Consider the following 13,676-nt stretch of genomic DNA (forward strand, 5'->3'; position numbering starts at 1 on the left):
TCGCAAACCGATGCCCACCATCCTGATCATCGACGACAACGCCGCCGTCGCCACTGCGCTGGAGCTGCTGTTTTCGCTGCACGATATCGATGCCGCCAGCGCGGAGTCGCCGGATGCGGGACTGGCGCGCCTGCGCCAGGGCGGCATCGACCTGGTGATCCAGGACATGAACTTCCAGACCGACACCACCTCGGGCGAGGAAGGCCTGGCGCTGTTCCACGCCATCCGCGAGCGCGAGCCGGACCTGCCGGTGATCCTGCTGACGGCATGGACCCACCTCGAGTCCGCGGTCGACCTGGTCAAGGCCGGCGCCGCCGACTACCTGGCCAAGCCCTGGGACGACCGCAAGCTGCTGGCCACGGTCAACAACCTGCTGGAGCTCTCGGAGGCGCGGCGCGAACTCGCGCGCCACCGCAGCGGCGAGCGCCGCCGCCGCACGGCGCTGTCGCAGGGTAACGACCTGCGCGGCGTGGTCTATGCCGATCCCGCCAGCGAGCGGCTGCTGTCGCTGGCCTGCCAGGTGGCACGCTCGGAACTGCCAGTGCTGGTTACCGGGCCCAACGGCGCGGGCAAGGAAAAGATCGCCGAGATCGTGCACGCCAATTCGCTGGTCAAGGATGGACCCTTCATCGCGCTCAACTGCGGCGCGCTGCCGGGTGAGCTGATCGAAGCCGAACTCTTCGGCGCCGAGGCCGGCGCGTACACCGGTGCCGGCAAGGCGCGCGAGGGCAAGTTCGAAGCGGCCGACGGCGGCACCCTGTTCCTCGATGAAATCGGCAACCTGCCGGCGGCTGGCCAGGTGAAGCTCCTGCGCGTGCTCGAGACCGGCCGCTTCGCGCGCCTGGGCGGCAACCGCGAGCGCCAGGTCAAGATACGCGTGGTCAGCGCCACCAACGCCGACCTGCCGGCGATGATCCGCGACGGTCGTTTCCGCGAAGACCTGTACTACCGCCTCAACGCGATTGAGCTGGCACTGCCGCCATTGGCCGAACGCCCCGACGACATCCTGCCGCTGGCGCTGCACTTCCTTCCCGCCGGCAAGCGCCTGGCCGCGGACGCCGAGCGAGCCCTGCTCCGTCACTCGTGGCCGGGCAACGTGCGCGAGCTGCGCAACGTGGTGCAGCGCGCGGCGCTGCTGTCGACGGGCGACTCTGTGGCTGCGGCGGCGCTGGGCCTTCCCGTGCCTTCGGCGGCCGCCACGACCGCATCGGCATCGGCATCAGCGGGCGGCGAAGAGCCCGACCGCGCCGCGATCGAAGCCGCGCTGGCGCGCAGCGGCGGCGTGCTGTCGCAAGCGGCCATCGAACTGGGCCTGTCGCGACAGGCGCTGTACCGCCGCCTCGACCGCCTCGGCATCCGGCGCGACTGATGGCGCAGGGTCGGCGCCTGCCTCTGAGCGTCGCGTTCACCGGCATGGCGCTCGCCTATATGGCGCTGGCGGCAGGGCTGACGCTGCTGCTGGAGCAGTGGATCCAGGCGCGCTGGCTGGCGGCGTTGGTGGCGGTCGCCTTGCCGCTGCCGCTGCTGCTCTACCACGTGCATCGGCTGCTGCGGCCGGCGCACTCGCTGTTCCGCGCGCTGGCAGGAAGCGTGGCCAGCTACCGCGACGGCGACTACAGCTTCGGCGTGACCTGGGACGGCGGCGGCGAGCTGGGCGCCCTGGTCGCCAGCCACCGCGCGCTTGGCGACACGCTGCGCGACCAGCGCCTGCGCCTGGTGCAGCGCGAGCTGCTGCTCGACACCATGGTGCAGAACACGCCGGTGGCGATGCTGCTGGTGGATCCCGGCGGCCACGTGGTGCTCGGCAACCTGGCCGCGCGCAAGCTGCTCGGCGATGGCCGCAAGCTCGAGGGCGTGGCCTTCGACGAACTGCTCGCCGGCGCGCCCGAGGTGCTGCGCGACGCCTTCGCCCGCGGCGGAGATGGGATGTTCACCGTCGGCCACGACGACGACGAAGACATCTACCACCTGTCACGCCGGTTGTTCCGCCTCAACGGCCGCCGCCATGAGCTGGTGCTGCTGCGCCAGCTCACCGCCGAGCTGCGACGGCAGGAAGTGCAGACCTGGAAAAAGGTGATCCGGGTGATCAGCCACGAGCTCAACAATTCGCTGGCGCCGATCGCCTCGCTCGCGCACTCCGGTGCGGAGCTGCTGCGGCGCGGACAGCTCGAACGCCTGCCCGGCGCGCTGGCGACGATCGAAGAGCGCGCGCGGCATCTGGAAGGATTCCTCCGCGACTACGCGCGCTTTGCCAAGCTGCCGTCGCCGCGGCTGGAAGCGATCGAGTGGCAGCAGTTCCTCGAGCGCCTGCGCAACCAGGTCGAGTTCGGCATCGAAGGCCATGTCGAAGGCAGCGCGCGCGCCGATGTCGTCCAGCTGGAGCAGGCCCTGCTCAACCTGCTGAAGAACGCGCACGAGTCCGGCTCGGCGCCGGGCGGGGTGCGGCTGGCGCTGCGGCGCCTTCCCGACGGCTGGCGCATCGACGTGCTGGACCGCGGCAGCGGCATGAACGACTCGGTGCTGTCGAACGCGGTGCTGCCGTTCTATTCCACCAAGCGCCACGGCACCGGCCTGGGTCTGGCGCTGGCGCGCGAGATCGCCGAAGCCCACGGCGGCCGCATCGCCCTGCTCAACCGCGATGGCGGTGGCCTCTGCGTCAGCCTGGTCCTGCCCGCCTGAGGCTTGGCTTCTGCGGGAGCGGCTATAGCCGCGATCCAGGTCAGACATAGGAACAGCTATCGCCGCGACCTGCCACGAATTTGGCGTTTACGGCAATTCCGATCGCAGCTATAGCTGCTCCCACAACATCCTTCGACCCGGTGGCGAGGCTGCTACCTCGGCTGCTTCGGCTACTTCGGCTGCTTCTTCGGGCGTTGCCAGGATTCGATGGTCTGCTGGCGGCCGCGGGCGATGGTCAGCTTGCCTTCGGGCGCGTTGCTGGTGACCACGGAGCCGGCGCCGATGGTGGCGCCGCGGCCGATGGTCACCGGAGCCACCAGCGATGCGTTCGACCCGATGAAGGCGCCGTCCTCGATGGTGGTCGTGGACTTGTTTGCGCCGTCGTAGTTGCAGGTGATGGTGCCCGCGCCGACGTTCACTCCGGCACCGATCGCGGCATCGCCGAGATAGCTCAGGTGGTTGGCCTTGCTGCCGACGCCAAGCACCGCGTTCTTGGCTTCGACGAAGTTGCCGATGTGCACGCCGTCGGCCAGCACCGTGCCCGGGCGCAGGCGCGCGAACGGACCGATCTGCACCGCGCCTTCGGTGCGCGCGCCGTGGATGTCGCAGTGGGCGCGGACCTCGGTGCCGGGGCCGAACTCGGCATCGCGGATGCGGCAGAATGGGCCGATGCGCACGCCGTCACCGAGCACCACGCGGCCTTCGAAGATCACGCTGGCATCGATCTCGACGTCGCGGCCCACGATGACCTCGCCGCGGATGTCGACCCGCGCCGGATCGGCGAAGCGCACGCCCTCGACGCACAGCGCGCGCACCAGGCGCGCCTGCATCGCCCGCTCCAGCTGCGCCAGCTGCCAGGGGTCGTTCGCGCCCTCGGTCTCGATCGCCTCCTCGACGAACACCATCTCCGCGGCGCTGTATTCGGCGGCGGCCATTTCAAAGACGTCGGTCAGGTAGTACTCGCCCTGGGCGTTGTCGCTCGACAGCCGGCCCAGCCAGTTCTTGAGCGCGGTGGCCTCGGCGGCAAGCACGCCGGTGTTGACGGTGGTGATGCGGCGCTGCTCGGCGTCGGCGTCCTTTTCCTCGACGATGGCGCCGACGTTGCCTTCGGAGTCGCGCACGATGCGGCCGTAGCCGCGCGGGTTGTCGAGTTCTGCCACCAGCACCGCAAGCCGGTCCCCGGCCGCGAGCAGGCGGTGCAGCGTGCCGGCGGTGATCAGCGGCACGTCGCCGTACAGCACCAGCACCTGGGCGCCGTCGGGCACTCCGGGCATGGCTTCGCGTACGGCATGCCCGGTACCGAGCTGGCGTGCCTGCTCGACCCATTCCAGGTCGGACTGGCCGGCGAAGGCCTCGCGCACCTGGTCGCCGCCGTGGCCGTGGACGACGTGGATCGCAGCGGGCTCCAGCGCACGCGCCGCGTCGATGACGTGCGCGAGCATCGGCCTGCCGGCGATCTTCTGCAGCACCTTGGGCAGCGCGGACTTCATGCGCTTGCCCTCGCCGGCGGCAAGGATCACGACGTGGAGTTCGTTTGCGGGGCGGTCCTGTGCGGGCATGGTCGTCCTGGCCTGTTGTTCCGGCGGCCATTCTAAGGTGCCTGCTGCTAGCATGCGCGCGATGTCGCGAGCAGCGCCACCCGCCCCCTCCCCAGGCACAACCAGCACCGCCACGCGCCGCCAGACGGCAGCCCGGCATGTGCCGGCCGTATTGCTGTGGGCCGGAGGCATTGCCTGCGCCGGCGGCGTGCTGTTCCACGGCATGTTCGCGGAGTGGGTGCCGGCACGTACCACCGCGTTGATGGTGATCGCCTTGCTGGCGCTGGGATTCGCCTGGGGTCTGCGGCGCGCCACCGGATTTGCCATGGCGCACGGGCTCGCGCTTGCCTGGCTGCTTGCACTGGCCTGGTTCGGTGACCCTCTGCCCCTGCTCGCCACGCTGCTCATGGCCACCGCCGGCATCGCCCTTGGCGGCCTGCTGCTGCCGCAGGCTCCGACAGCCGCGCAGTGCATCACCGGCCTGGCGCTGGGCGCCGGAGTGCTTGGGTGGATGTTGCCCCTGCCGCTGCATACGCGCTGGACCTACCTGGCGGTGCTGCTGGCGCTGCTCGCGTGGCGGCAGCGCGCGCTCCGCACCACGCTGCGCGCCACCGCCGAAGGCTGGCGACGCACGGTGGCCGCCGACCCGCGGGCGATGGCACTGGTGGTGCTCGTGCTGGGCCTTGCCTCCACGGCATGCTGGCCCCCGACCACCCAGCACGACGACGTCGGCTACCACCTGTTGTTGCCGTGGTCGCTGCAGCTCGACGGCCGGTTGGCGATGGATCCCGATGTCCATGCATGGGCGCTCGCCCCCTGGGCGGCCGACGTGCTGCAGGCGATACCGCAGTTGCTGTCCGGCGCCGAGGCCCGCGGAGCAGTGAATGCGCTGTGGCTGGTGCTGGTCGCGGGCGCGCTGTGGCGCCTGGCGGGCACGCTGGGCGGCGACCTGCGCGCGCGCGCCTGGACGGTCGCGCTGTACGCGGGCATTCCGCTGACCGCAGCGCTCGCGCTCGGCATGCAGACCGAACTCCCCAGTGCGGCAGCGCTGGCGTGGGCGGCGTGCCTGGCCTTCAGCACGCCCTCGCGAAGAATGGTGCTTGCGGCGTGTGCGCTGCTTGGCCTGTTGCTGGCCACCAAGCTTGCCGCGGCCGCTTTCGCCGCTTTCCTGTTGCCCTGGCTGGCATGGCGCCAGCGCAGCGTGCTGGACGCGCGCACCGCGCTGGGCGGACTCACCCTGCTGGTCGCGCTGGGCGGCAGCAGCTACGCCTTCGCCTGGTTCATCGCCGGCAATCCGTTCCTGCCACTGATGAACGATGTCTTCGCCTCGCCCTACTTCGGCGGCGCCTTCCGGGACCCGCGCTGGCATGCCGGCGTCGGCCCGCTGCTGCCGTGGCGGATGACGTTCGATACCGGCCGTTACCTCGAGGCCTTCCCGGGTGGCGGCGGATTCGTGCTGGTCGCGCTTGCGGGCGCCTGGCTGGCGGCACTCTGGCAACGCCGTACGCGCGCGCTCGCTGCGCTTGCCCTGGCCATGATGGTGGCGCCACTGCTGGCCACCCAGTACCTGCGGTACGTGTACCCGGCGCTGCTGCTCGCCCTGCCGGCCCTGGTGGTGGCGGCGCGCGCGGCGGCGCCGCGCAGCGCCCATGTGCTGCTGGCAGCCACCTGCATCGCCAACCTGCTGTTCCAGGCCAACGGCCACTGGATGCTCCGCACCGGCATGGTGAAGGACACCGTGGTGGCCGCCGGTCGCGATGCGCCTGCCTTCAGCGAATACGCGCCGTCGCGCCTGATGGCCGCGATCATTCGCGAGCGGCGGGCGGCCGAAGACGGTTCCGCAGGCCCCGTGCTGGCACTCGCGCTGGACGTGCCGATGCTGGCGGAGTTCGGATCCGCCGCGCGCACCGTGTCCTGGTACGACCCGTCGCTGGAGGCTGCGGCGCACCGCGCGAACGCCGACGCCGGCGGCGCGGGCTGGGTGGCACTGTGGCGCAGCGAAGGCGTCGCCGACATCGTGCTGCGCGCGGACCGCCTGACGCCTGCACAGCACGCTGGCCTGGCGTTGTCAGGCGCCCACCGTGAATCCGCCGTGGGCGAGGTCGAATGGTGGCGCCTGCCACCGGCCAATGGCGTGGACGCAGCACATCCGGAGCCGGCGCGATGACGCTGCGCAGGCAAGGTCCGCGTTACCTGCTGATCGGCGGCATACAGTGGCTGCTCGACTGGGGCGTCATGGTGCTGCTCAGCCACTTCGGCCTGCGCATCGGACTGGCCAACGTGGCGGGCCGCGTCACCGGCGCGATGCTCGGCTTCTGGCTCAACGGCAAGATCACCTTCACCGGCGACGAGCACGTGCTCGGCCGGCGCCAGCTGGTGCGCTTCATCGCGATGTGGCTGGCGATGACCCTGCTGAGCACGGTCGCGATCGAAGCGATCGACGACGTGTTGGGGCGCAAATGGGCGTGGCTTGCGAAGCCGCTGGTGGAGGCATGCCTGGGCGTGATCGGCTTCCTCGGCTCCAGGCACTGGGTCTACCGCCGCTAGCGCCCAGGAGGCCCGGCCAAAAGAAAAACCCCGCATGAGTGCGGGGTTCGTCCACGGAGGCCAAGGCTTCGGGCGCGGCCGATGCCTGCCGTCAGTGCTTCAGGTTCTTGCGCAGGCGCTCCAGCGCCTGCAGCTGCGCCGCGACCTCGGCCATCTTCTGCTGCGCCTCGGCGATGTCCATCGCCTCGCCGCGGCCGGCGAGCACGCGCTCGGCTTCTTCCTTGACCTTGCGTACCGCGGCCTCGTCGATCTCGTCGGCGCGGATCGCAGTGTCGGCCAGGATCGTCACCACCTGCGGCTGCACCTCGAGGATGCCGCCGCTGATGGCGAAGTCCAGCTTGTCGCCGTTGGCCTGGGTGACCACGACCTTGCCCGGCTTCAGGCGGGTGATGAGCGGTGCGTGGCGCGGCGCGATGCCGAGCTCGCCCAGCTCACCGGTGACCACCACCATGGTGGCCTCGCCGCGGAAGATCTCGGCCTCGGCACTGACGATGTCACAACGGATGGTGGTCATGGGTACTTACCTGCCTCAGGCCTTGTCGGCCATCTTCGCGGCCTTCTCGACCGCTTCGTCGATGCTGCCGACCATGTAGAACGCCTGCTCCGGCAGGTGGTCGTATTCGCCGTCCACGATGCCCTTGAAGCCGCGGATGGTTTCCTTCAGCGGCACGTACTTGCCTGGCGAACCGGTGAAGACCTCGGCCACGTGGAAGGGCTGCGAGAAGAAGCGCTCGATCTTGCGCGCGCGCGACACGGCCTGCTTGTCTTCTTCCGACAGCTCGTCCATGCCCAGGATCGCGATGATGTCCTTCAGTTCCTTGTACTTCTGCAGGGTCATCTGCACGCGGCGCGCGGTGTCGTAGTGCTCGTTGCCGATCACGTTCGGATCCATCATGCGCGAGGTCGAGTCCAGCGGATCGACCGCCGGGTAGATGCCCAGCGAAGCGATGCTGCGCGACAGCGCGACCGTGGAGTCGAGGTGGGCGAAGGTGGTCGCCGGCGACGGGTCGGTGTAGTCGTCCGCGGGCACGTAGACGGCCTGGATCGAGGTGATCGAGCCGGTCTTGGTCGAGGTGATGCGCTCCTGCAGCACGCCCATTTCCTCGGCCAGCGTGGGCTGGTAGCCCACCGCCGACGGCATGCGGCCGAGCAGCGCCGAAACCTCGGTGCCGGCCAGGGTGTAACGGTAGATGTTGTCGACGAAGAACAGCACGTCGCGGCCCCTGCCCGACTCGTCCTTCTCGTCGCGGAAGTACTCGGCCATGGTCAGGCCGGTCAGCGCCACGCGCAGGCGGTTGCCCGGCGGCTCGTTCATCTGGCCGTAGACCATCGCCACCTTGTCGAGGACGTTGGAGTCCTTCATCTCGTGGTAGAAGTCGTTGCCCTCGCGGGTACGCTCGCCGACGCCCGCGAACACCGACAGGCCTTCGTGCGCCTTGGCGATGTTGTTGATCAGTTCCATCATGTTGACGGTCTTGCCGACGCCGGCACCGCCGAACAGGCCGACCTTGCCGCCCTTGGCGAACGGGCACATCAGGTCGATGACCTTGATGCCGGTCTCCAGCAGCTCGTTGGCCGCGGCCTGCTCTTCATAGGTCGGCGCGTCGCGGTGGATCTCCCACTCGGACGACGCCTCGATCGGGCCGGCTTCGTCGATCGGGCGACCGAGCACGTCCATGATGCGGCCCAGGGTGCCCTTGCCGACCGGCACCGAGATGCCCCTGCCGGTGTTGTTGGCCATGAGGTTGCGCTTCAGGCCGTCGGTCGAGCCGAGCGCGATGGCGCGCACGATGCCGTCGCCGAGCTGCTGCTGCACTTCAAGCGTGATTTCGGTGCCTTCGACCTTCAGTGCGTCGTACACCTTCGGCACTTCGCTGCGCGGGAACTCCACGTCGACGACCGCGCCGATGATCTGAACGATCTTGCCCTGGTTGCTCATCACTTAAGTCCTCTGGAACTCGCTGTTTTTTCTGTTTGTGGGAGCGGCCATGGCCGCGATTGGTCGGGACCGGGCCACTTGGCCCCTCCCACATGCATGTATGGATCAGACCGCGGCGGCGCCGCCGACGATCTCGGAAATTTCCTGCGTGATCGCCGCCTGCCTGGCCTTGTTGTAGACCAGGTTGAGCGTGTCGATCAGCTTGTTCGCGTTGTCGCTGGCGGCCTTCATCGCGACCATGCGCGCGGCGTGCTCGGAGGCGATGTTTTCCATCACCGCCTGGTACACCAGCGACTCGATGTAGCGGGTCAGCACGTGCTCGAGCACGGTCTCGGCGTCGGGTTCGTACAGGTAATCCCAGTCGTGGGTCACCAGCTGCTCGTCAGACGGCGGCAGTGGCAGCAGCTGGTCGAAGGCCGCGCGCTGGGTCATCGTGTTGACGAAATCGTTGTAGACCACGAACACGCGGTCCTGGCGGCCCTCGATGAAGCCGTCGATCATCACCTTGACGATGCCGATCAGCTGCTCGACCTCAGGGTTGTCGCCCAGGTGGGTGACGCTGGCCAGCATGTCCACCTTCAGGCGGCGGAAGAACACCGTCGCCTTCTGGCCGATGGTGACCACGTCGACCTCGACGCCCTTCTCGTGCCACTGCCGGATCTCGCCCAGCAGCTTGCGGAACAGGTTGTTGTTGAGGCCGCCGGCCAGGCCGCGATCGGACGAGACGATGACGTAGCCGACGCGCTTGATCTCGGGCCGCTCGACCAGGAACGGATGCCGATAGTCGGTATTCGCCTGTGCGAGGTGGCCGATCAGCTGCTTCATCGCACGCGCGTAGGGGCGCGATGCCTTCATCCGCTCCTGCGCCTTGCGGATCTTCGAGGCCGAGACCATTTCGAGCGCGCGCGTCACCTTGCGGGTGTTCTGCACGCTCTTGATCTTGGTTTTGATTTCTCTGCCGCCGGCCATGTCTTCGCTCGCTCTGCTCGCTACGGGGTTCTGGGTGCTGGGGTTACCAGGAACCGGTCGCCTTGAAGTCTTCGATGCCCTTCTTGAACGCCGCTTCGATCTCGTCGTTCCAGGCGCCGCTGCCGTTGACCTTGGAAACCAGCTCGCCGGCGGTGTTGTCGAAGTGCGCATGCAGGCCTTCTTCGAACGCGCCGATCTTGTTGACCGCCACGTCGTCGAGGAAGCCCTCGTTGACCGCGAAGATCGACAGCGCCTGGTGGGCGATCGACATCGGCTGGTACTGCTTCTGCTTCATCAGCTCGGTGACGCGCTGGCCGCGCTCGAGCTGCTTGCGGGTGGCATCGTCGAGGTCGGAGGCGAACTGCGCGAACGCCGCCAGCTCGCGGTACTGCGCCAGCGCGATGCGGATGCCGCCCGACAGCTTCTTGATGATCTTGGTCTGCGCCGAACCACCCACGCGCGACACCGAGATGCCGGCGTTCACGGCCGGGCGGATGCCGGCGTTGAACAGGTCGGTCTCGAGGAAGATCTGGCCGTCGGTGATCGAGATCACGTTGGTCGGAACGAACGCGGACACGTCGCCGGCCTGGGTCTCGATGATCGGCAGCGCCGTCAGCGAGCCGGTCTGGCCCTTCACTTCACCCTTGGTGAACTGCTCCACGTAGTCCTCGGACACGCGCGCGGCGCGCTCCAGCAGGCGGGAGTGCAGGTAGAACACGTCGCCCGGATAGGCTTCGCGGCCCGGCGGGCGGCGCAGCAGCAGCGAGATCTGGCGGTAGGCCACGGCCTGCTTGGACAGGTCGTCGTACACGATCAGCGCGTCTTCGCCGCGGTCCATGAAGTACTCGCCCATGGTGCAGCCGGAGTAGGCGCTGATGTACTGCATCGCCGCCGATTCCGACGCAGTGGCGGCGACGACGACGGTGTGCGCCAGGGCGCCGTTTTCTTCCAGCTTGCGCACGATGTTCGCGACCGTCGAGGCCTTCTGGCCGATGGCGACGTACACGCACTTGATGCCGGTGCTCTTCTGGTTGATCACCGCGTCGATGGCCATCGCGGTCTTGCCGGTCTGGCGGTCGCCGATGATCAGCTCGCGCTGGCCGCGGCCGATCGGGATCATGGCGTCGACCGACTTGTAGCCGGTCTGCACCGGCTGGTCGACCGACTTGCGCCAGATCACGCCCGGGGCCACGCGCTCCACCGGTGCGGACAGCTTGGCGCCGATCGGACCCTTGCCGTCGATCGGCTCGCCGAGCGCGTTGACCACGCGGCCCAGCATCTCCGGGCCCACCGGCACTTCGAGGATGCGGCCGGTGGTCTTGGCCACGTCGCCCTCGCGCAGGTGTTCGTAGTCGCCGAGCACCACGGCACCGACCGAGTCGCGCTCGAGGTTCAGCGCGAGCGCGAAGGTGTCGTTGGGCAGCTCGATCATTTCGCCCTGCATCACGTCGGCCAGGCCGTAGATGCGCACGATGCCGTCGGACACGGAAGTGACCGTGCCCTCGTTGCGCGCTTCGGCGGCCAGCTTGACCGTCTCGATGCGGCTCTTGATCAGTTCGCTGATTTCAGAGGGGTTGAGCTGGGTGCTTGCCATTTCCGGTTCCTCGGTGCGCGCCAGCGGGTGGTGCGCGGTAAGTGGATCTTGTGGTGGCGTCGCGCCGGCCATCGCCGGACCGCAACGGCCCTGTTTACTGGTTCAGTGCCGTCTGCAGGCGGCCGAGCTTGCCGCGCAGCGAACCATCGATGACGACGTCCCCGGCGCTGATCACCGCACCGCCGATGAGCGCGGGGTCGATCGCGGTTTCAACTTCGACCACAGTGCCGAAACGGCGCTCGAGGGCGGCGCGGATGCCGGCCATCTCGGCTTCCGAGAGTTCCGCCGCCGAGGTCACCGTTGCGCGCACGATGCGTTCGGCTTCGGCGCGCAGGTCCTCGTACAGGCCCGCGATCTCCGGCAGCTGGGCCAGGCGGCCGTTGCTGGCCAGGAGCGCGAGGAAGCTGCGCTGTTGCGCTGACGCGGCTTCGGGTGCCAGCAGCGTGACCGCGTCGGCGTTGGCCAGCGACGGGTGACCCAGCAGCGGCGCGACCTGCGGATCGGCCGCGACGCGGGCGGAGAACGCCAGCGCCTGCGACCAGCCCGCGAAATCGCCTCCGTCGCGCGCGATCCCGAAGGCGGCACGGGCGTAGGGTCGGGCGAGCGTGATCTCCTGGCTCATCGGACTCAGATCTCCGCGGCGAGTTCGTCGAGCAGCGCCTTGTGGGCGTTGGCGTCGATCTCACGCTTCAGCAGCTTCTCGGCACCGGCGACGGCGAGCGTCGACACCTGGCGGCGCAGATCCTCGCGGGCACGATTGGCCGAAGCCTCGATTTCAGCGTCGAACAGCGCCTTCTGCCGGATCGACTCGGTCTGCGCTTCCACGCGCGCGGCCTCGACGATCTGGTTGGCGCGCTGGTGCGCCTGGTCGATGATCTCGTTGGCCTTGGTGCGCGCGACCTTGAGCTCCTCGCCCGCCTTGTCCTGGGCCTGCGCAAGCGCGCGCTGGCTGTTGTCGGCGGCGGCGAGGCCCTCGGCGATCTTCTGCTGGCGCTCTTCGATGGCCTTGAGCAGCGGCGGCCAGACGAAGGTGGCGATCAGCCAGATCAGCGCAGCGAACGAAAGCGCTTGGGCGATCAGGGTGAGATTGATGTTCATGGCAGTGCCTGTCGTGTTGGTCGGGGCATGCGGGGGCGCATGCCGGCCTTACTGCGGGGCGCGGGCGGCAGGTGCCGCCCGTGCCGGGCGCGGCGAGGCGATCAGCCGGCCAGGCGCGCCAGGGCGTCGGTCCACGGACCGATGAACGGGCTGGCGAACGCGAACAGCAGGCCGACGGCGACCGAGATGATGAACGCGGCGTCGATCAGGCCGGCGGTGATGAACATGCGGACCTGCAGCACCGGGATCAGCTCGGGCTGGCGCGCGGCCGACTCGAGGAACTTGCCGGACATGATGGCGAGGCCGAGACCGGCGCCGAGCGCGGCGAGGCCGACCATGATGCCGATACCGAGGGCGGTGAAGGCCTGGACCTGGGCAAGCGTGGTGAGGATGGTTTCCATGGTTATCTCCGGGCGTGGTGCTTTGAGGGTTGGACGAAAGGGTTGGGGTGGAGCTGGAGTTGGAGCTGAAAAACTTGAACTTGAACTGGAACCGGGTACTGGAGCCGGGACGTCAGTGGCTGTCTTCCGACAGGCTCAGGTAGACGATCGACAGCATCATGAAGATGAAGGCCTGCAGCGGGACCACCAGGATGTGGAAGATCATCCAGCCCAGGCCGAACACCGCGCCGCCGAGCATGCCGATGATGCTGGCACCGCCAAGCACCCAGATCAGCAGGAACACGATCTCGCCGCCGAACATGTTGCCGAACAGTCGCATCGCCAGCGAAACCGGCTTCGAGATCCACTCGACGATGTTGAGGATGAGGTTGAACGGCATCATCCACTTGCCGAAGGGCGCGGTCAGGAATTCCTTGGTGAAGCCGCCGATGCCCTTCGAACGCAGGGCGAAGAACAGCATCAGGAAGAACACGCTGATGGACATGCCAAGGGTGGCGTTGACGTCCGCCGTCGGCACCGGCTTCCAGTACTCCACGCCCACCCACGCAAGCGGGACGGCGAAGAAGTCCGCCGGGATGAACTTCAGCATGTTCATCAGCAGGATCCAGAAGAACAGGGTGATCGCGATCGGCGTCACCAGCTTGCTGGTCCCGTGGTACGTGTCCCGCGCCTGGCGGTCGACGAACTCGAGCATGATCTCGACGAAGGCCTGCCACTTTCCGGGCACGCCCGCGGTGGCGCGGCGGGTGGCGATCCAGAACAGGAAAGTGATCAGCAGGCCCATCGCCACCGAGCTGACCAGGGTATCGACGTGCAGGGTCATGAACGACCCCTCGCCGACCGACGCGGTCAGGTTCTGCAGGTGGTGCTGGATGTAGCTGGTGGGGGTAAGGTCCGCCGCAGCCGCCATT

At 68.5% G+C, this 13,676-nt stretch carries 13 protein-coding genes; 4 read left to right on the forward strand and 9 right to left on the reverse strand.

The window, feature by feature from the left end:
* Positions 1-10 precede the first annotated feature (10 nt).
* Both ACW7GZ_RS03470 and ACW7GZ_RS03475 read left to right on the forward strand, forming a co-directional pair.
* Complete coding sequence (locus ACW7GZ_RS03470) at positions 11-1,369, forward strand: sigma-54-dependent transcriptional regulator (RefSeq protein WP_457007850.1); 1,359 nt, start codon at positions 11-13, stop codon at positions 1,367-1,369.
* Positions 1,369-2,679, forward strand: coding sequence for a sensor histidine kinase (locus tag ACW7GZ_RS03475; RefSeq protein WP_457007852.1), 1,311 nt, complete (start codon positions 1,369-1,371; stop codon positions 2,677-2,679). Before ACW7GZ_RS03470 ends, ACW7GZ_RS03475 begins: the two co-directional genes overlap by 1 nt.
* A 170-nt stretch (positions 2,680-2,849) precedes the next feature.
* On the opposite strand, the gene glmU is transcribed toward ACW7GZ_RS03475, so the two are convergent.
* Positions 2,850-4,238, reverse strand: a complete 1,389-nt coding sequence (gene glmU / locus ACW7GZ_RS03480) for a bifunctional UDP-N-acetylglucosamine diphosphorylase/glucosamine-1-phosphate N-acetyltransferase GlmU (protein ID WP_457007854.1) — start codon at positions 4,236-4,238, stop codon at positions 2,850-2,852.
* Between the two features lie 139 nt (positions 4,239-4,377).
* Here glmU and ACW7GZ_RS03485 point away from each other — a divergent pair, with 139 nt between their 5' ends.
* Together ACW7GZ_RS03485 and ACW7GZ_RS03490 are read left to right on the forward strand one after the other, a co-directional pair.
* Entirely contained in the window at positions 4,378-6,384 is a 2,007-nt protein-coding gene (locus tag ACW7GZ_RS03485) for a hypothetical protein (protein WP_457007856.1), read from the forward strand.
* Positions 6,381-6,764 (forward strand): GtrA family protein, encoded by a 384-nt coding sequence (locus tag ACW7GZ_RS03490; protein WP_457000895.1) that lies wholly within the window; start codon positions 6,381-6,383, stop codon positions 6,762-6,764. The genes ACW7GZ_RS03485 and ACW7GZ_RS03490 overlap by 4 nt, the downstream gene beginning before the upstream one ends.
* A gap of 91 nt (positions 6,765-6,855) precedes the next feature.
* On the opposite strand, the gene ACW7GZ_RS03495 is transcribed toward ACW7GZ_RS03490, so the two are convergent.
* The 8 genes from ACW7GZ_RS03495 to atpB form a co-directional block, all read right to left on the reverse strand.
* On the reverse strand, positions 6,856-7,278 hold the full coding sequence (locus tag ACW7GZ_RS03495) for a F0F1 ATP synthase subunit epsilon (RefSeq protein WP_457000893.1): 423 nt from the start codon (positions 7,276-7,278) through the stop codon (positions 6,856-6,858).
* A gap of 15 nt (positions 7,279-7,293) precedes the next feature.
* Positions 7,294-8,703, reverse strand: a complete 1,410-nt coding sequence (gene atpD / locus ACW7GZ_RS03500) for a F0F1 ATP synthase subunit beta (protein WP_457000891.1) — start codon at positions 8,701-8,703, stop codon at positions 7,294-7,296.
* Positions 8,704-8,808: 105 nt separating this feature from the next.
* Entirely contained in the window at positions 8,809-9,672 is an 864-nt protein-coding gene (gene atpG / locus ACW7GZ_RS03505; protein ID WP_343256075.1) for a F0F1 ATP synthase subunit gamma, read from the reverse strand.
* Positions 9,673-9,715: 43 nt separating this feature from the next.
* Positions 9,716-11,266 carry a F0F1 ATP synthase subunit alpha gene (atpA, locus tag ACW7GZ_RS03510; protein ID WP_457000889.1) on the reverse strand — a complete coding sequence of 517 codons (1,551 nt, stop codon included), beginning with the start codon at positions 11,264-11,266 and terminating at the stop codon, positions 9,716-9,718.
* A gap of 94 nt (positions 11,267-11,360) precedes the next feature.
* Positions 11,361-11,888: a F0F1 ATP synthase subunit delta gene (locus ACW7GZ_RS03515; protein ID WP_457000887.1), complete on the reverse strand. Its 528-nt coding sequence runs from the start codon at positions 11,886-11,888 to the stop codon at positions 11,361-11,363.
* A gap of 5 nt (positions 11,889-11,893) precedes the next feature.
* The gene (locus ACW7GZ_RS03520) at positions 11,894-12,364 is read right to left on the reverse strand and encodes a F0F1 ATP synthase subunit B (RefSeq protein ID WP_457000886.1); all 471 of its coding nucleotides are present in this window, start codon (positions 12,362-12,364) and stop codon (positions 11,894-11,896) included.
* A gap of 101 nt (positions 12,365-12,465) precedes the next feature.
* On the reverse strand, positions 12,466-12,765 hold the full coding sequence (gene atpE, locus ACW7GZ_RS03525) for a F0F1 ATP synthase subunit C (protein WP_457000884.1): 300 nt from the start codon (positions 12,763-12,765) through the stop codon (positions 12,466-12,468).
* Between the two features lie 112 nt (positions 12,766-12,877).
* Positions 12,878-13,675, reverse strand: a complete 798-nt coding sequence (gene atpB / locus ACW7GZ_RS03530; RefSeq protein ID WP_457000882.1) for a F0F1 ATP synthase subunit A — start codon at positions 13,673-13,675, stop codon at positions 12,878-12,880.
* Position 13,676: the final 1 nt, after the last annotated feature.

The organism is Luteimonas sp. A537 (assembly GCF_054052065.1).

What these genes read in the sequence shown, in the direction of transcription:
- ACW7GZ_RS03470 (WP_457007850.1), top strand. Translation starts at nt 11, where the DNA reads ATGCCCACCATCCTGATCATCGACGACAACGCCGCCGTCGCCACTGCG.
- ACW7GZ_RS03475 (WP_457007852.1), top strand. Translation starts at nt 1,369, where the DNA reads ATGGCGCAGGGTCGGCGCCTGCCTCTGAGCGTCGCGTTCACCGGCATG.
- glmU (WP_457007854.1), bottom strand. Translation starts at nt 4,238, where the DNA reads ATGCCCGCACAGGACCGCCCCGCAAACGAACTCCACGTCGTGATCCTT.
- ACW7GZ_RS03490 (WP_457000895.1), top strand. Translation starts at nt 6,381, where the DNA reads ATGACGCTGCGCAGGCAAGGTCCGCGTTACCTGCTGATCGGCGGCATA.
- ACW7GZ_RS03495 (WP_457000893.1), bottom strand. Translation starts at nt 7,278, where the DNA reads ATGACCACCATCCGTTGTGACATCGTCAGTGCCGAGGCCGAGATCTTC.
- atpD (WP_457000891.1), bottom strand. Translation starts at nt 8,703, where the DNA reads ATGAGCAACCAGGGCAAGATCGTTCAGATCATCGGCGCGGTCGTCGAC.
- atpG (WP_343256075.1), bottom strand. Translation starts at nt 9,672, where the DNA reads ATGGCCGGCGGCAGAGAAATCAAAACCAAGATCAAGAGCGTGCAGAAC.
- atpA (WP_457000889.1), bottom strand. Translation starts at nt 11,266, where the DNA reads ATGGCAAGCACCCAGCTCAACCCCTCTGAAATCAGCGAACTGATCAAG.
- ACW7GZ_RS03515 (WP_457000887.1), bottom strand. Translation starts at nt 11,888, where the DNA reads ATGAGCCAGGAGATCACGCTCGCCCGACCCTACGCCCGTGCCGCCTTC.
- ACW7GZ_RS03520 (WP_457000886.1), bottom strand. Translation starts at nt 12,364, where the DNA reads ATGAACATCAATCTCACCCTGATCGCCCAAGCGCTTTCGTTCGCTGCG.
- atpE (WP_457000884.1), bottom strand. Translation starts at nt 12,765, where the DNA reads ATGGAAACCATCCTCACCACGCTTGCCCAGGTCCAGGCCTTCACCGCC.
- atpB (WP_457000882.1), bottom strand. Translation starts at nt 13,675, where the DNA reads ATGGCGGCTGCGGCGGACCTTACCCCCACCAGCTACATCCAGCACCAC.